A 17,207-nucleotide genomic window follows, 5' to 3' on the forward strand; every position below is an offset into this window, starting at 1 on the left:
CGCTGTCGGCGGCCCCCGTTACCGTTGCGTGGTGACCGCCGTGCTCAGCCATCCCGACCAGCTCAAGGAGCTGCTGGGCATCCCCTTCAACCGGGAGCAGATCGCGGCCGTCGGCGCCCCGCTGCGGCCCGCCGTCATCGTCGCCGGCGCCGGGTCGGGCAAGACCACCGTGATGGCCGCCCGGGTCGTCTGGCTGGTCGGCTCCGGCGCCGTCCGCCCCGAGCAGGTCCTCGGCCTCACCTTCACCAACAAGGCCGCCGGCGAACTCGCCGAGCGCGTCCGCGCCGCCCTGCGCCAGGCCGGGGTCGGGCAGCCCCCGGCGGACGACGACCGGTACGCCGCCCCCGCCGACGAGGCCCTCGGCGAACCCGAGATCTCCACCTACCACGCCTTCGCCGGTCGCCTCCTCAAGGAGCACGGCCTGCGCATCGGCATCGAGCCGGACGTCCGGCTGCTCGCCGACGCCACCCGCTTCCAGCTCGCCGCCAAGGTGCTGCGCACCGCCCGGGGCCCGTTCCCCGCCCTCACCGGCACCTTCACCGGCCTGGTCGCCGACCTCACCGCCCTCGACGGCGAACTCGCCGAGCACCTCGTCACGCCCGAGCAGCTGCGCGCCCACGACGAGGACCTGCTCGACGCCCTGACCGGCGTCCGGCTCGGCAACGAGGACCTCCGGGCGGTGCCCGCCACCGCCCGGGCCCGGCTGGAACTGCTGCGGCTGGTCGAGGACTACCGGCGCCGCAAGAGCGCCGCCGGCCTGATGGACTTCGGCGACCAGATCGCCGCCGCCGCCCGGCTCGCCCAGCAGCGTCCGGAGGTCGGCGCCCTGCTGCGGGACCAGTACCGGGTGGTGCTGCTCGACGAGTACCAGGACACCTCCGTCGCCCAGCGGCTGATGCTGGCCGGCCTGTTCGGCGCCGGCCCGGACGGCCCCGCCCCCGGCCACGCCGTCACCGCCGTCGGCGACCCCTGCCAGGCCATCTACGGCTGGCGCGGCGCCTCCGTCGCCAACCTCGACGACTTCCCGCGCCACTTCCCCGCCGCCGACGGCACCCCCGCCGACCGGTACGCGCTCAGCGAGAACCGCCGCAGCGGCGGCCGGCTGCTCGCCCTCGCCAACGGGCTCGCCGCGCCGCTGCGCGCCATGCACGAGGGCGTCGAGGCGCTGCGCCCCGCCCCCGGCGCCGAACTCGACGGCCGGGTGCGGGCCGCGCTGCTGCCCACCCACGCCGAGGAGATCGACTGGCTCGCCGACGAGATCGCCCACCTGGTGCGCACCGGCACCGCCCCCGGCCGGATCGCCGTGCTGTGCCGGGGCGGCGCGGCCTTCCCCGACGTGCACGCCGCGCTGGTCGCCCGCGAGGTGCCGGTCGAGGTGGTCGGCCTCGGCGGACTGCTCCACCTGCCCGAGGTCGCCGACCTGGTCGCGGTGTGCGAGGTGCTCCAGGACCCGACCGCCAACGCCGCGCTGGTCCGGCTGCTGATCGGCCCGCGCTGGCGGATCGGCCCGCGCGACCTCGCGCTGCTCGGCCGGCGCGCCGCCGAACTCGTCCGCACCGCGCGCCCCGAGGGCGTGGAGCCGCTCGCCGCCGCCGTCGCCGAGACCGACCCCACCGAGGTGGTCTCGCTCGCCGACGCCCTGGAGAGCTTCCTCGACGGCGAGGAGCCCGAGGACCCGGACGCCCCGGAGTTCTCCGCCGAGGCCCGGATCCGCTTCGCCCGGCTCGCCCGCGAACTGCGGGAGCTGCGCCGCTCGCTCGCCGAGCCGCTGATGGACGTGCTGCACCGGGTGCTCGCCGTCACCGGGCTGGAGGTCGAACTCGCCGCCTCCCCGCACGCGCTCGCCGCCCGCCGCCGGGAGACCCTGCACGCCTTCCTGGACGTCGCCGCCTCCTTCTCCGACCTCGACGGCGACCCGGGCCTCGCGGCCTTCCTCGGTTTCCTGCGCGCCGCCCAGGAGCACGACCGGGGCCTGGACGCCGGCCTGCCCGGCGGCGAGGACACCGTCAAGGTGCTCACCGCGCACAAGTCCAAGGGCCTGGAGTGGGACGTCGTCGCGGTGCCCGGCCTGGTCAAGGGCGCCTTCCCGTCCGCCAGCCCGCGCGAGCGCTGGACCAGCGCCAAGCGGGTGCTGCCGCACGCCCTGCGCGGCGACGCCGCCACCCTGCCCGACGTGCGGGGCGGCTGGAACGCGAAGGCCATGAAGGAGTTCAGGGCGGCCCTGGCCGAGCACTCCGCCACCGAGGAACTGCGCCTCGGCTACGTCGCCTTCACCCGCCCCCGGGCGCTGCTGCTCGCCTCCGGCCACTGGTGGGGGCCCAGCCAGAAGACCCCGCGCGGTCCCTCCGCCTTCCTGGAGCAGCTGCGCGAGCACACCGAGCTCCCCGGCAACGGCGAGATCGACCGCTGGGCCGAGCCGCCCGCGGAGGGCGCCGAGAACCCGGCGCTCGCCGCGCCCGTCGAACGCCCCTGGCCGCTGCCGCTGGACCCGGCCGCCCAGCACGCCCGCCGCCGGGTCGCCGAGGTGGTGCACCGGCGCCTGGCCGGGCAGCCCGCCCCCGACCCCGGGCCGATGGCGCCCGAGGACCGCCGACTGGTCGAGTCCTGGGACCGCGACCTCACCGCGCTGGTCGGCGAGTTGGAGCGCTCCCGGGGCCGGGTGCGGGAGGTGCCGCTGCCGGCCTCGCTCTCCGCCACCCAGCTGATGCGGCTGGCCGCCGACCCGGACGGCTTCGCGCACGACCTCGCCCGCCCGATGCCCCGCCCGCCGCAACCCGCGGCCCGGCGCGGCACCCGCTTCCACGCCTGGGTGCAGTCGCGGATCGAACCGCTGATGCTGATCGGCCCGGGCGCGCTGCCCGGTGCCGACGACGACGGCATCGAGGACGAGCAGGACCTGGAGCGGCTCAAGGAGGCGTTCCTGCGCAGCCCCTACGCCGACCGCTCCCCGCTGCGGGTCGAGGCGCCGTTCCAACTGGTGCTGGCGGGCCGGGTGGTGCGCGGCCGGATCGACGCGGTCTATCGTGACGGTGACGGCGGGTCAGAAATGGGCGGCGCGTCACGCTACGAAGTGGTGGACTGGAAGACGCACCGCGAGGAGACCGCCGACCCGCTCCAACTCGCCGTGTACCGACTGGCGTGGGCCGAACAGGCCGGCGTTCCGCCGGAGCAGGTCACGGCCTCGTTCCTGTACGTCCGGAGCGGCCGGATCGAACAACCCGCAGGACTTCCCGACCGAAAAGAGTTGGAACGGCTCCTGATCGGGAACAGTGAAGAATGAGTCACAGAGAGCATTCAAGTCATCACGGCATCGGGCGAAACCTGTGCGTAGTGCACGTTTCGCGCCTATTGTGGGGTCGGTAACCGGTCAACCCCCGTGCTCCGGCCGCCAGCGAGGCCCGTATTCCCTAACCCTCAGTCATCACCGCAGGTGCCCTCGGGCATCCGCGTCTTCTGCTGGAGAACCGAAGTTGAGCGCGACCGGATGGATCAGAGAACGGTTCGCCGGGCCGACCCCGGGAACCGCACCCGGCGCGACCGGCACCTGGCCGAGGACGGCGCTGTCGCTGCCGTTCATCGGTATGGCGCTGGTCGTCGTCCTCGACTACTTCACCGACGCCGCGGTGACCGTCGAACCGGCGCTCACCGCCGTCCCCGCGCTGGCCGCCGTGGTCAGCCGACGCACCTGGTACCCCCTCGCCATCGGCGCCTGCACCGAGGTCGCCGCCTTCGTCATGGCCGTGCGCAACGACGTGCTCGCCGAGTCCGTGCACAGCGCCACCGTCTTCGCCATCGTCCTCGTCGCCGTGATCAGCTGGGTCAGCGCCACCCTGAGGCTGCGCCAGGAGCGCCTCCTCGCCGACGCCCAGCTGGTCGCCTCCATCGCCCGGCGGGTCCTGCTGCGGCCCGTCCCCGACCGGGTCGGCACCGTCCGCGCCGCCGTCCACTACGCCGCCGCCGCCGCCCACGCCCGCATCGGCGGCGACCTCTACGAAGTCGTCAACACCCGGCACGGCGTGCGCGCCGTCGTCGGCGACGTGCGCGGCAAGGGCCTCGGCGCGGTCGAGACCGCCGCCGCCGTGCTCGGCGCCTTCCGCGAGGCCGCCCACCAGGAGGCCGCCCTCGACAAGGTCGCCGGCTGGCTCGCCGACAGCCTCGACCGCGCCCTCCACGAGAACGACCACCCCGGCGTCGAGGAGGAGTTCGTCACCCTGGTCCTGATCGGCGTCGGCCCCGACGGCACCGCCGAGATCGTCAACTGCGGCCACCCCGCCCCGCTGCTGCTGCGCGGCGGCGAGGCCGTCCGTCCGCTCGAACTCGCCGAGACGGTGCCCCCGCTCGGCGTCCTCGACCCCGCCGACGTCCGGCCCCCGGTCCACCGGGTGCCGCTCCGCCCCGGAGACCGGGTGCTGCTCTTCACCGACGGCGTCATCGAGGCCCGCAACCGGGCCGGCGTCTTCTACCCGCTCGCCGAACGCTTCCCCCGGCACGCCGACGGCGGACCGGTCGAGGTGCTGCACCGCCTGCACGAGGACGTCGTGCGCCACGTCGGGCGCCAACTCGGCGACGACGCCGCCATGCTGCTCCTCCAGTACGACCCGCCGCCGGTCACCGACCGGCCCGTCACCGCCGTCACCGCCGCGGCCGCGCAGGCCCCGGCCGACCCCGGCGGGCAGCCCGCCCCGCCGGCCCCGCGCACCCCGTCCGTCCCGCACGTCCCGCAGCAGAACGCGCACCTCTCCCGGCAGTGAGGTCCGTCGGCTAGAGCGAGACCCGGACCACCAGCGGGCGGTGGTCCGACACCGCCGTGCGCGGCGCGGTCGCCGGGCCCACCGCCGTCCGCGGCACCCCGACCGCCAGCACATGGTCGAACTGCACCGCCGGCCGGTGCGAGGGGTAGGTGGGCGTGCGCGCCAGGTCGTACCAGCCCTGGAGCCGCGCCCGGGGCTCCCGCACCCGCCGCCGGCGCGGCTCCACCAGCGCCGGCCGGGCCCGCCGGGCCGCCCGCAGCTCCCGCACCCGCGCCCGGGGCGCCGACCGCTCCAGCGCGCTCGCCCCGCCCAATACCGTGCGCGGCACCGCGCCCACCAGGTTGAAGTCCCCCAGCACCAGGTACGGCTGCGGCAGGTCGGCGATCCACCGGCGGATCGCCGCCAGTTGCGCCATGTTCCAGCCCGGGACGAACGACAGGTGCGCCGCGACCACGGTGAACGGCCCCTTCTCGCCCTCCAGCACCGCCGCCAGCGCCGCGCGCGGCTCGTCCGGAACGGGTGTCAGTCCGCGCCGTCCGGCCACCCGCAGCGGGAGCCCGAACGGCGCCGGCGCGAACCGGCGGGCCCGCCAGTGCAGCACCGGCAGCCGGGTCAGCAGCGCGGTGCCGTAGGCGGGCGGCGCCTGCGCGCCGAGGTCGGCCGGCCCGTACACCTGGATCCCGGGCGGCGCCGAGGGCTCCGGCAGCCAGCCGGCCACCGGGGCGGGGCGGCCGTGCAGGGCCGCGGCGAAGCGCCAGTCGGCGGCGCCCATCGCGGCGGCGGCGACGGCGGTCTGGTCGGTGCCGCCGGAGCGGGCCTGGTGCCGGTCCACCTCCTGGAGGGCCAGCACGTCGGCGTCCAGCGCGGCCACCGCCTCCGCGAGCGGTGCCGCGGGGTCGGGCGGGAAGGGGCGCGGGGCGCCGTCGGGGGCCAGCGGTCGGCCGTGCAGCAGGTTGAAGGTGGCGATGCGCAACTGGCTCACGCGGTACGACGTTACCGGTCGCCGTCGACCGGCCCGCGCCGGCTCCCGTCCGGAGGTCCTCCGCTGCGGTTCTTCGTGGGGCGGCTCCTGGGGTCCCGGCTTGACCCGTCGAGCATACCGGGTATACATACTCGGTATGTCCATCCGCCACGGCCTGCTCGCCCTGCTCGACCAGGGGCCCCGCTACGGCTACCAGCTGAGAACCGAGTTCGAGGCGCGCACCGGCGCCACCTGGCCGCTGAATGTCGGCCAGGTCTACACCACCCTGGCCCGACTGGAGCGCGACGGCCTGGTCGTCCCCGCCGGGGAGGACGAGGAGGGCCACCAGTTCTACGAGGCCACCGAAGCCGGCCGCGCCGAACTGCGGACCTGGTTCGACACCCCGGTGCCGCGCACCAACCCGCCCCGGGACGAACTCGCCATCAAGCTCGCCATGGCCGTCACCGTCCCCGGCGTCGACGTGCCCGCCGTCGTCCAGGGCCAGCGCCGGCACAGCATCAAGGCGCTCCAGGACTACACCCGGCTGAAGGCCCGCGCCCTGGCCGGCGAGACCCGGCCGGGCGGGCCCGGGCAGCCCGGCGCCGACCTCGCCTGGCTGCTCGTCCTCGAACAGCTGATCTTCCAGACCGAGGCCGAGGTCCGCTGGCTCGACCACTGCGAGACCCGGCTCGCCCAGCACGCGGAGGCGGAGCAGGCCCGCGCGGCCGAGCGGAGCGCCGCCGGGGCGGGTGACGGTCCGGCGGCCGCGCCCGCCCGCTTCGGCCGCCGCCGCAGCAAGGCCTGACACCCGCCCGCAGCACCGGGCCGGACCCGAACCGGCCCGCACCACCCGGCCCGCGGCACTGGGCCCGAACCACCCGACCCGAACCACCCGGCCCGTACCACTGGGCCCGTACCACCGGGCCCGCAGCACCGGGCCCGCACCGAACCGGCTCGAACCCGAACCACCGGCCCGACCGCCGCCACCGCGCGACGGGCCCCACCACAGCAGGGGGAACCGTGTCCCACACCGATCCGACCAGGAGCGGCGACGCCGTCCTGCACCTGGACCACGTCACCCGTGTCCACGGCCAGGGCGCCGCCGAGGTCCAGGCGCTGCGCGGCGTCGACCTCAAGGTCCGCCCCGGCGAGTTCGTCGCCGTCATGGGCCCGTCCGGCTCCGGCAAGTCCACCCTGCTGACCCTCGCCGGCGGCCTCGACACCCCCAGCGCCGGCCAGGTCCTGGTCGAGGGCGTCGCCCTGGGCGGCCTCAGCCGCAAGCGGCTCGCCGAGGTCCGCCGCCGCTCCGTCGGCTACGTCTTCCAGGACTACAACCTGATCCCGGCCCTCACCGCCGCCGAGAACATCTCCCTGCCGCGCGAGCTCGACGGCCTGTCCGCCCGCGCCGCCCGCCGCGAGGCCCTCGTCGCCCTGGAGGAGCTCGGCATCCCCGAGCTCGCCGACCGTTTCCCCGACGACATGTCCGGCGGTCAGCAGCAGCGCGTCGCCATCGCCCGCGCCCTCATCGGCGACCGCCGCCTCGTCCTCGCCGACGAGCCCACCGGTGCCCTCGACTCCACCACCGGCGAGTCCGTGCTCGCCGTCCTGCGCCACCGCTGCGACGCCGGCGCCGCCGCCATGATGGTCACCCACGAACCCCGGCACGCCGCCTGGGCCGACCGCGTCGTCTTCCTCCGCGACGGCCGCATGGTCGACGAGAGCGCCAGCCAGGACGCCGGCAGCCTCCTCCTCGCCGCCGCCAGCAACGCGAAGGGCCCGGTGGCGGAGTGAAGCTCAGCTCCTGGCGGGTCGCCCTGCGCATCGCCCGCCGAGACGCCCTGCGCGCCAAGGGCCGCAGCGCCCTCGTCGTCGCCATGGTCGCCCTGCCCGTGCTCGGCGTGGCCGGCGCGGACGTGGTCTTCCGCAGCGCCGACCTCGACCCGGGAGAGAAGGTCGTCCGCGCGATGGGCCGGTCCGCGGCCGAGCTGCGGATGCTCGACCGGGGCGGCGTCGTCCTCCAGGCCCCGAACCCGGAGGAGGACTTCCACATCACCGACGCCTCGGAGACGAAGAAGGAGAACGGACAGCCCGCCTACACCCCCGAGCAGCGGCTCAGCCTCGACACCGAGCCCGGCGAGCTCGCCCGCCGGCTCCTGCCCGGCGCCACCCTGGTGCCGTTCCGCGAGGGCCCCTACACCGCCACCAGCACCGCCGAGGGCCTCACCAACGTCCGGATCACCGAGGCCGACCTCGCCGACCCGGTCTGGCGCGGCCGCTACGACATCGTCAAGGGCCGCGCCCCCAGCGCCGACCACGAGGTGGCCGCCAGCCAGGAGTTCCTGGACACCTCCGGGCTGCGGATCGGCGACCGCACCGCGCCCCGCGGCCTCGAAGCCACCCCGTACACCATCACCGGTGTCGCCGAGTACCCCGGCGACCTGCGCACCGCCGTCCTGTACGCCCGCCCGGGCGCCGTGCTCGACAAGCTGCCGAGCAACGGGACCCGCGGCGGCGTGAACTCGGTGAGCGAGGGCGTCAGCCACTGGCTGGTCAAGCTCCCCGCCGGGGCCGACGTCGACTGGCCCAAGGTGATGGAGCTCAACAAGTACGGCTTCACCGCCGCCTCGCGCGCCGTGCTCCTCGACCCGCCGGCCCGTTCCGAGGTGCCGTTCTACACCTACCAGGACAGCCAGGGCGGCAGCAGCGGCAGGACCGCCTTCTTCGACCGGACCGCCGTGGTCGTCCTCGGCACCGTGGTCGGCATGGCCCTGCTGGAGATCGTCCTGCTGGCCGGCCCCGCCTTCGCCGTCGGCGCCCGCCGCTCCCGCCGCCAGCTCGGCCTGCTCGCCGCCGGCGGCGGTGACCGCGCCCAGGTGCGGGCCGTCGTCCTCGGCGGCGGTGTCGTGCTCGGCCTCACCGGCGCCGTCGTCGGCCTGGCCGGCGGCATCGGCCTCGTCGCGCTGCTCCGCACCCGTGCCGAGGAGTCCGCCGGCCAGCGCTTCGGCCACTTCGACCTGCAGCCCCTCGACCTGCTGGGCATCCTGCTCATCGGCCTGATCACCGGTCTGCTCGCCGCCGTGGTGCCCGCCGTCCAGGCCTCCCGGCAGGACGTCGTCGCCGCCCTCACCGGGCGCGACAACCTCAAGCCGCCCAGCCGCAAGCTCGCCCTGCTCGGCCTGCTGATGCTCGGCGGCGGCTCCGCCCTCGCCCTGCTCGGCGCCACCGGCGGCTTCGGCAGCCGCTCCCTCGCCGTGCTCGGCGGCTCCGCGATCGCCGAGCTCGGCATGGTCGCCCTCACCCCCTACCTGGTCGGACTGTTCGGACGGATCGGCCGCTGGCTGCCGCTCGGACCCCGCCTCGCCCTGCGCGACTCCGTCCGCCACCGGGGCCGCACCGCCCCCGCCGTCGCCGCCGTCATGGCCGCGGTGGCCGGCAGCGTCGCCGTCGGCGTCTACGTCGCCAGCAGCGACGAGCAGCACCGCCGCGAGTACGTGGCCGCCGGGCCCGCCAACTCCGTCATCCTGTCCAGCGGCTGGGGCGCCGCCTCCGACGGCTCGATGCTGGCCCAGCAGCGCGGCGCCGTGCAGAACTCCGTCCCCGGCCTCGGCGTCCGCGCCGACGTCCAGCGGGTCAACTACCTGGGCGACTGCCGGGCCGCCGGCCAGAGCTGCGGCCGCGTCGAGGTGGCCCTGCCCGAGGAGCGGCAGTGCCCGATCTGGGGCAAGGGCCGCCGCAGCCTCAGCCAGGAGGAGATCGACCGGCTCGGCCGCGAGGACCCGCGCTGCAAGGAGCGCGTCATCACCCGCGGCAACAGCTTCGGCGCCGTCCAGTCCGGCGACGCCGCCCTGCTGCGCAACCTCTACAACGTCACCGACCCGGCCGCCGGGCAGGCGGTCGCCGCGGGCAAGGCCGTGGTCTTCGACGAGCGCTACATCAAGGACGGCAAGGTCGCCCTCGAACTCACCGAGCCCTACCCGGACGGCCCGATGGACGAGGGCTTCGAGCCCGCCTCGCGCACCGTCACCCTCGACGCCGTGCTCGTCGGCGGCCAGTCCAACGTCGGCGGGACCGCCGTGGTCAGTGCCGAGACCGTCCACCGGCTCGGCCTCACCAGCAGCGACGCGGGCTCCGTCTGGCTGCCCGACACCGCGCCCGCCGACGCCGCCGAGCAGCGGGCCCGGGCCGCCCTCGCCAAGCTGTCCGACGGCATCGAGTTCGACATCGAGCGCGGCTACCGGTCGCCCGGCGACCTGATCAGCCTCGGGCTCACCGCGTTCGCCGGCCTCGTCGCCCTCGGCGCCGCCGGTATCGCCACCGGCCTCGCCGCCGCGGACTCCCAGCGGGACCTCACCACCCTCGCCGCCGTCGGCGCCGCGCCCCGGATCCGGCGCACCCTCTCCGGGTTCCAGTGCGGGGTCATCGCCGCCATGGGCGCCCTGCTCGGAGCCGTCGCGGGCATCGTGCCCGCCGTCGCCCTGCGCAAGGTCGAGGCCGCCGGGGCCGTCTACCCGGGGATGAGCCTCCAGGAGGAGGCGGCCAAGGGCATCGTGGTGTTCCCCTGGCTCAACATCGGGGTGACGGTGGTCGTGCTGCCGCTGCTCGCGGTGGCACTGGCCGCGCTGCTCACCCGCTCGCGGATCTCGCTGCTGCGCCGCTCCGGCTGATCCGCGCCGCGCTTCCCGCTGTTCCGTCGACCCGTTCCGTCGGCCCGTTCCGCCGACTCCGTCGACCCGTCGCCCCCGGCCGCCGCTCCCCGCGCGCGTCCGGGGGTGACGGACGTTACAGGCCCCGGGGTGCCCACCCTGCGGGACCGGGGCCGCTGCGGGGTCCCCGGGCGAACTAAAGTCGTCGGCATGACGAGAACCCCGGACAGCGTCGTCCGCTCCTTCATCGACCAGCACCAGGCCGACTTCCTCGCGGACCTCGCCGACTGGCTGCGCATCCCCTCGGTGTCCGCCGACCCCGGCCGCGCCGAGGACGTGCGGCGCTCCGCCGAGTGGCTGGCCGCCAAGCTGCGCGACACCGGTTTCCCGGTGGCCGAGGTGTGGGAGACGGACGGCCTGCCGGCGGTCTTCGCCGAGTGGCCCTCCGGGGACCCGTCCGCGCCGACCGTGCTCGTCTACGGGCACCACGACGTGCAGCCCGCCGCCCGCGAGGACGGCTGGGCCACCGACCCGTTCGAGCCGACCGTGGTCGGCAACCGGCTGTACGCCCGGGGCGCCGCCGACGACAAGGGCCAGGTCTTCTTCCACACCCTCGGGGTGCGGGCCCACCTGGCCGCCACCGGCCGCACCGCGCCGGCCGTCAACCTCAAGCTGCTCGTCGAGGGCGAGGAGGAGTCCGGCTCGCCGCACTTCGCCGGGCTGGTCCGCCGCGAGGCCGACCGGCTGGCCGCCGATGTGGTCATCATCTCGGACACCGGCATGTGGTCCGAGACCACGCCGACCGTCTGCACCGGTATGCGCGGCCTCGCGGACGCCCAGATCGACCTGTACGGGCCGGACACCGACATCCACTCCGGCTCCTTCGGCGGCGCCGTGCCCAACCCGGCCGCCGTCGCCGCCGAGCTGGCCGCCGGCCTGCACGACGCCGACCACCGGGTCGCCGTCCCCGGCTTCTACGACGGCGTGGTCGAGCTGACCGACCGCGAGCGCGAGCTCTTCGCCGAGCTGCCCTTCGACGAGGCGGCCTGGCTGAAGGTCGCCAAGTCGTACGGCACCCGCGGCGAGGCCGGCTACTCCACCCTGGAGCGGATCTGGGCCCGCCCGACCGCCGAGGTCAACGGCATCTGGGGCGGCTACACCGGCCCCGGCGGCAAGACCATCGTGCCCGCCTCGGCCCATCTGAAGCTGTCCTTCCGGCTGGTCGCCGGGCAGGAGGTGGAGAAGGTCCGCGAGGCCGTCCGCGGCTGGGTGGCCGACCGGGTGCCCGAGGGCATCAGGTACGAGCTGGTCTTCCCGGGCGCGACCAGGCCCTGTCTGACCCCGCTCGACCACCCGGCCCTGCAGTCCACCGTCCGGGCGATGGGCCGGGCCTTCGAGCAGCGGATCCTGTTCACCCGCGAGGGCGGTTCCGGCCCCGCCGCCGACCTCCAGGACGTGCTCGGCGCGCCGGTGCTGTTCCTCGGCATCTCGGTGCCCTCGGACGGCTGGCACTCGGTGGACGAGAAGGTCGAGCTGGACCTGCTGGCCAAGGGCGTCGAGACCGCCGCCTACCTGTGGGCCGACCTCGCCGAGAACTGGCGGCCCGGCGGCGGGCAGGAGTGAACCGGCAGCGCGCGGCCGGGGCGGTGGGGGACGCCCGCCGCCCCGCCCGCGCCGCGCACCCGACCCGTCCGGAAGATTCATCACGTGGGGATGGAACAGTTGAGCACCGTGCCTGAGACCGAACACCCGTTGCACCTGGCGCTGGCCCGGGCCGGGGTGGACCGGGCGGCCCAGCACCGGGTCGACGAGCCCTGGCTGGCGGCCGCGTGGAGCCACCCGTCCACCAAGGTGCTGCCGATCGCCGGCGGCGAGGCGTTCGTGGTGGACAGCGGCCAGGGGACCGAGCTGGTCCTGCTGCCCTCCTTCGAGGCGCCGCAGACCGGTGACCGGTACTTCCTCGGCACCGACGAGGAGGGCGTCTCCTACTTCGCGCTGGCGGGCGAGAGCCTGCCGGGCCGGCTGGACGGCGACGCCCGTCCGGCCGGGCTGCGCGAGGTCGGCGCGCTGCTCTCCGACCGGGACGCCGGGCTGCTGGTGCACGCCGTCGCGCTGGAGCACTGGCACCGGCTGCACAGCTTCTGCTCGCGCTGCGGCCACCCGACCGAGAAGGCCGGCGCCGGGCACGTGCGGCGCTGCACCTCCTGCGCGGCCGAGCACTACCCGCGCACCGACCCGGCCGTGATCATGATGATCACCGACGAGCAGGACCGCTGCCTGCTCGGCCGCCAGGCGCTCTGGCCCGAGGGCCGCTGGTCGACGCTGGCCGGCTTCGTCGAGCCGGGGGAGTCGATCGAGCAGGCGGTCGTGCGGGAGGTGTTCGAGGAGGCCGGGGTCAAGGTCGCCGAGGTCTCCTACGTGGCCAGCCAGCCGTGGCCGTTCCCGTCCAGCCTGATGCTGGGCTTCCTGGGCAAGGCGCACCCGGACGGTACCGCGATCACCGTGGACGGGGAGGAGCTGGCCGAGGCGCGCTGGTTCTCCCGGGAGGAGCTGCGGGCGGGCATGGCGGCGGGGGAGATCCTGCCGCCGTCCGGGATCTCGATCGCCCGGCACCTGGTCGAGCTCTGGTACGGCGAGCCGCTGCCGACGGCGGCCCGCTGGTAGTTCCGGCGGCGGTCCGGCGGGGCCGGGGGTTCGGGCCGGAGGCCGGAACCCCGGTCGGAACTGCGGTCGGAACTGCGGTCGGAACTCGGGGGTCGGAGCGTTCCACGGATTGGGGGCGCGCGGAGTTGATTCGCGCGCCCCCAATTTCCATTCCGAACCCGTCTCCCCAGGATGTTCGTAACCGGAGCGGCCCTGCCCGGAAGGGCCCCGGGGCACCGGTCGAACACCGTCACCGATCCCGGGCGACTTTGCCGCAAACGCCTGAAAGCCGCTCACCCGTCTCGCTACATTCACTCGGGTGACAATCCCCCGGGGCACCGCCCAATCCCCCAAATACCAGCGCCTCGCCGCGGACCTGCGCCGCCGCATCGCCGAGGGCGAGTTCACCACCGCGGCCGCCCTCCCGGTCGAGAGCGAGCTGGAGCGCCAGTACGGCGTCGCCCGCAACACCGTCCGCCTGGCCGTCGACGTCCTCGTCAACGAGGGCCGGCTCGTCCGCCTCCAGGGCAAGGGCACCTATCTGCGCGAGCACCCCGTGCTCGACCACCGCGCCTACGGTCCCGCACCCCGCCTCGAACCGCAGGGCCCCGCCCCGCTGGACTGCCTGGCCACCCCCAGCGCCGTCTACCGGGGCGAGGCCGACGACAGCGGACGCGAACTCACCGTCGACTTCGAGATGATGATCGTCCGGGCCCGCGTCGACATCGCCGAGCGCCTCGGACTGCGCCCCGGCGAGGCCATCGTCGTCCGCCGCCAGCTGCGCCTGCTCGACCGCGAGCCGTACTCCATCGAGGAGAGCCACTACCGGGCCGGGCTCGCCGCCGGCACCCCGCTGATGGAACCCGACCAGATCGACGGCGGCGACGAGGCCGTGCTCGCCGCCCTCGGCCGCACCGAGGTCGGCGCCGTCGACCACCTGGTCGCCCGGATGCCGGGACCGGAGGAGGCCCAGTGGTTCCAGGGCGGCCCCGGGGTGCCGCTGGTGGTCCAGACCCGGGTCACCTACGACCGGCGCGGGCCGGTCCGGGTCATCGAGACCCGGTACTCGGCCGACCGCAGCCGGCTGGTCTACGGGGTCGGCGACCTGGCCGCCCGGACCACGCTGCCCGCGCCCGCCGCCCCCGTCGACCCGGCCCGGGCCGACGCGCCGTGACCCGCGGGGCGGGTGCGCGCCGGCCGGGGCCTCCGGGCGTCGGACCGTCGGACGCCGGGCCTTCGGGGGTCAGGACGCCAGGGCCTTCTTCACCTGCAGCAGGCTCGGGTTGGTCATCACGACCCGCTCGCCACCGGCGGTCGGCGTCACCAGCACGGTCGGCACGGTCTGGTTGCCGTTGTTCACCGACTCGACGAAGGACGCCGACGCCGGGTCCTCCTCGATGTTGATCTCGGTGTAGCCGATGCCCTCGCGCTCCAGCTGGCTCTTGAGCCGGTTGCAGTAGCCGCACCAGGTCGTGCTGTACATCGTCACGCTGCCGGACATCGAGGGGACTCCTTCGGATAGCGAATCGGGTGGAGAGGGGCGTGCGGACGCCGATGCGCGCGCGTACCGGTACCGCGTGCGTTCCACGGCTCCGGGGGGAGAACGTCCACCGCCCGGCGGTCATTCCACGACGTCCTCGGCGTCGTTCCGCGGCTCCGGCCCGTGTCGTTCCGCGGCTCCGGCCCGCGTCGGCCCACGTCTGCCCCGGCTCACCGGCGCGCACCCGCAGGCACACGCCCCGGGTATGCCACCACCCGCCGTCCGCGCCGCGATCATCCGTCGATCGCACCGGGCTTGTGGACAACCCTGCCCGGGATGTCCGCCCGGGCTGAGAGGATGGAACGCATGCAGGAAGACCTCTTGAGCGGCAGCCCGTTCGACGGACACCAGGACTCCCACCGGAGCGGCCACTCCGCCGCCGGCGGCCCCGACGCCGTCCTCGCCGGACTCGACCCCGAGCAGCGGGCCGTCGCCACCGCCCTGCACGGCCCCGTCTGCGTCCTCGCCGGCGCCGGCACCGGCAAGACCCGGGCCATCACCCACCGCATCGCCTACGGCGTGCGCAGCGGTGTCTACCAGCCCCAGCAGGTCCTCGCCGTCACCTTCACCGCCCGCGCCGCCGGCGAGATGCGCGGCCGCCTGCGCCAGCTCGGCGCCGAGGGCGTCCAGGCCCGCACCTTCCACGCCGCCGCGCTGCGCCAGCTCCACTACTTCTGGCCCCGCGCCATCGGCGGCCCCGTCCCGCAGCTGCTCGAACGCAAGGTCCAGCTGGTCGCCGAGGCCGCCGGCCGCTGCGGCCTGCGGGTCCAGCGCACCGAGCTGCGCGACCTCACCGCCGAGATCGAATGGGCCAAGGTCACCCAGACCGGCCCCGACGACTACCCCGCGGCCGTCGCCAAGTCCGGCCGCGAGGCCCCCCGCGACCCGGCCGAGACCGCCCAGGTCTACCGGGTCTACGAGGAGACCAAGAGCCGCCGCGGGAACATCGACTTCGAGGACGTGCTGCTGCTCACCGCGGCCATCCTGGAGGACCGCCCGGACATCGCGGACCAGGTCCGCGCCCAGTACCGGCACTTCACCGTCGACGAGTACCAGGACGTCTCCCCGCTCCAGCAGCGCCTGCTCGACCAGTGGACCGGCCCCGGCGGCGGCGCCAGCCTCTGCGTCGTCGGCGACGCCAGCCAGACCATCTACTCCTTCACCGGCGCCACCCCGGACTACCTGCTCGGCTTCCGCACCCGCCACCCCGAGGCCACCGTGGTCAAGCTGGTCCGCGACTACCGCTCCACCCCCCAGGTGGTCCACCTCGCGAACGGGCTGCTCGCCCAGGCCCGGGGCGAGGCCGCCCGCCACCGCCTCGAACTCGTCTCCCAGCGCGAGGCCGGCCCCGAGCCCCTCTACACCGAGTACGAGGACGAGCCCACCGAGGCCGAGACCACCGCCCGGCGGATCAAGGACCTCATCGCCGCCGGTGTGCGCGCCAGCGAGATCGCCGTCCTCTTCCGCACCAACGGCCAGTCCGAGGTCTACGAGCAGGCCCTGTCCGACCTCGCCGTCCCCTACCAGCTCAAGGGCGCCGAGCGGTTCTTCGAACGCCCCGAGGTCCGGGACGCCGGCGTGCTGCTCCGCGGCGCGGCCCGGGCCGGCTCCGACCCCGTCACCGACGGCGCCCCCGACCTCGCGGGGCAGGTTCGCGCCGTCCTCGCCGCCCGGGGCTTCACCCCCGAGCCCCCCGCCGGCTCCGGCGCCGTCCGGGACCGCTGGGAGTCCCTGGCCGCCCTGGTCCGGCTGGCCGAGGAGTTCGAGCGCGGCCGCGCCGCCGAGGGGCTGACCACCGACCTCGCCGCCTACGTCGCCGAACTCGACGCCCGCGCCGCCGCCCAGCACGCCCCCGCCGTCGAGGGCGTCACCCTGGCCTCCCTGCACGCCGCCAAGGGTCTGGAGTGGGACGCCGTGTTCCTCGTCGGCCTCACCGAGGGCACCCTGCCGATCATCTACGCGAAGACGGACGAGCAGGTCGAGGAGGAGCGCCGCCTCCTCTACGTCGGCGTCACCCGGGCCCGCAAGCACCTCACCCTCTCCTGGGCGCTCTCCCGCTCCCCGGGCGGCCGGGCCTCCCGCAAGCCCACCCGCTTCCTGGACGGGCTGCGGCCCGGCTCCAGCGCCCCCGGCAGCCGCCCCGCCGGGCGCGGTGGACGCGGCGGGGTCGAGGGCGGCGAGCGCTCCGCCGGGCGCCGGGTCCGCGGCCCGGTCACCTGCCGGGTCTGCGAGCGGGTCCTCACCGAGGCCGTCGAGCGCAAGCTCCGCCGCTGCGAGACCTGCCCCTCCACCATGGACGAGGCGCTCTACGAGCGGCTGCGCGAATGGCGCGCGGCCCAGGCCCGGGAGCAGGGCGCGCCCGCCTACGTGGTCTTCACCGACGCCACCCTGATGGCCATCGCCGAGGACGTCCCCGCGAACCGCCAGGAGCTGGCCACGATCTCCGGGGTCGGCGCCATGAAGCTGGACAAATACGGGGCGGCCGTGCTGTCGTTGTGTGCGGGGGAGGAGCCCGAGGGGGATCCGGCGGACGTCATGGACGGTCAGTCGGACGAACCGGCCTGAGCCGGTCCGGGGCGATCACAGCCGGCGCCGGAGAGTGCCGAGGAGACCGTCGGGAAACTCGCCGGAAAAATAGTTTGCGCGCCGTACCGGGAGCGCAATAGCCT

Annotated in this window: 11 protein-coding genes; 9 read left to right on the forward strand and 2 right to left on the reverse strand. The window is 75.4% G+C overall.

What is annotated here, in order from left to right:
• The first annotated feature begins 31 nt into the window (after positions 1 to 31).
• Together ACW14Y_RS25255 and ACW14Y_RS25260 are read left to right on the forward strand one after the other, a co-directional pair.
• Positions 32 to 3,280 carry a UvrD-helicase domain-containing protein gene (locus ACW14Y_RS25255; protein ID WP_456983602.1) on the forward strand — a complete coding sequence of 1,083 codons (3,249 nt, stop codon included), beginning with the start codon at positions 32 to 34 and terminating at the stop codon, positions 3,278 to 3,280.
• A gap of 190 nt (positions 3,281 to 3,470) precedes the next feature.
• Entirely contained in the window at positions 3,471 to 4,751 is a 1,281-nt protein-coding gene (locus ACW14Y_RS25260; protein ID WP_380303200.1) for a PP2C family protein-serine/threonine phosphatase, read from the forward strand.
• Positions 4,752 to 4,761: 10 nt separating this feature from the next.
• On the opposite strand, the gene ACW14Y_RS25265 is transcribed toward ACW14Y_RS25260, so the two are convergent.
• Complete coding sequence (locus ACW14Y_RS25265) at positions 4,762 to 5,733, reverse strand: endonuclease/exonuclease/phosphatase family protein (protein ID WP_380303198.1); 972 nt, start codon at positions 5,731 to 5,733, stop codon at positions 4,762 to 4,764.
• Positions 5,734 to 5,869: 136 nt separating this feature from the next.
• Between ACW14Y_RS25265 and ACW14Y_RS25270 the strand changes: the two genes are divergently transcribed.
• The 6 genes from ACW14Y_RS25270 (at position 5,870) to ACW14Y_RS25295 (ending at position 14,172) form a co-directional block, all read left to right on the forward strand.
• Positions 5,870 to 6,517, forward strand: coding sequence for a PadR family transcriptional regulator (locus ACW14Y_RS25270; protein WP_380303196.1), 648 nt, complete (start codon positions 5,870 to 5,872; stop codon positions 6,515 to 6,517).
• Between the two features lie 215 nt (positions 6,518 to 6,732).
• Positions 6,733 to 7,503 (forward strand): ABC transporter ATP-binding protein, encoded by a 771-nt coding sequence (locus ACW14Y_RS25275; RefSeq protein WP_380303194.1) that lies wholly within the window; start codon positions 6,733 to 6,735, stop codon positions 7,501 to 7,503.
• Complete coding sequence (locus ACW14Y_RS25280; RefSeq protein WP_456983603.1) at positions 7,500 to 10,376, forward strand: FtsX-like permease family protein; 2,877 nt, start codon at positions 7,500 to 7,502, stop codon at positions 10,374 to 10,376. Before ACW14Y_RS25275 ends, ACW14Y_RS25280 begins: the two co-directional genes overlap by 4 nt.
• A gap of 189 nt (positions 10,377 to 10,565) precedes the next feature.
• Positions 10,566 to 11,978 carry a dipeptidase gene (locus ACW14Y_RS25285; RefSeq protein WP_380303190.1) on the forward strand — a complete coding sequence of 471 codons (1,413 nt, stop codon included), beginning with the start codon at positions 10,566 to 10,568 and terminating at the stop codon, positions 11,976 to 11,978.
• A gap of 90 nt (positions 11,979 to 12,068) precedes the next feature.
• On the forward strand, positions 12,069 to 13,019 hold the full coding sequence (gene nudC / locus ACW14Y_RS25290; RefSeq protein WP_380303188.1) for an NAD(+) diphosphatase: 951 nt from the start codon (positions 12,069 to 12,071) through the stop codon (positions 13,017 to 13,019).
• A 298-nt stretch (positions 13,020 to 13,317) separates the two neighbouring features.
• Entirely contained in the window at positions 13,318 to 14,172 is an 855-nt protein-coding gene (locus ACW14Y_RS25295; RefSeq protein WP_266312798.1) for a GntR family transcriptional regulator, read from the forward strand.
• 69 nt (positions 14,173 to 14,241) lie between these two features.
• Here ACW14Y_RS25295 and ACW14Y_RS25300 read toward each other — a convergent pair whose 3' ends face one another.
• Entirely contained in the window at positions 14,242 to 14,499 is a 258-nt protein-coding gene (locus tag ACW14Y_RS25300) for a mycoredoxin (protein ID WP_030392921.1), read from the reverse strand.
• A 336-nt stretch (positions 14,500 to 14,835) separates the two neighbouring features.
• Here ACW14Y_RS25300 and ACW14Y_RS25305 point away from each other — a divergent pair, with 336 nt between their 5' ends.
• A complete protein-coding gene (locus tag ACW14Y_RS25305; RefSeq protein WP_380303185.1) occupies positions 14,836 to 17,103 on the forward strand; it encodes an ATP-dependent DNA helicase UvrD2 in 2,268 nt (755 codons plus the stop codon).
• Positions 17,104 to 17,207: the final 104 nt, after the last annotated feature.

It is taken from the genome of Kitasatospora sp. cg17-2 (genome assembly GCF_054031055.1).

What these genes read in the sequence shown, in the direction of transcription:
- ACW14Y_RS25270 (WP_380303196.1), top strand. Translation starts at nt 5,870, where the DNA reads ATGTCCATCCGCCACGGCCTGCTCGCCCTGCTCGACCAGGGGCCCCGC.
- ACW14Y_RS25285 (WP_380303190.1), top strand. Translation starts at nt 10,566, where the DNA reads ATGACGAGAACCCCGGACAGCGTCGTCCGCTCCTTCATCGACCAGCAC.
- nudC (WP_380303188.1), top strand. Translation starts at nt 12,069, where the DNA reads ATGGAACAGTTGAGCACCGTGCCTGAGACCGAACACCCGTTGCACCTG.
- ACW14Y_RS25300 (WP_030392921.1), bottom strand. Translation starts at nt 14,499, where the DNA reads ATGTCCGGCAGCGTGACGATGTACAGCACGACCTGGTGCGGCTACTGC.
- ACW14Y_RS25305 (WP_380303185.1), top strand. Translation starts at nt 14,836, where the DNA reads ATGGAACGCATGCAGGAAGACCTCTTGAGCGGCAGCCCGTTCGACGGA.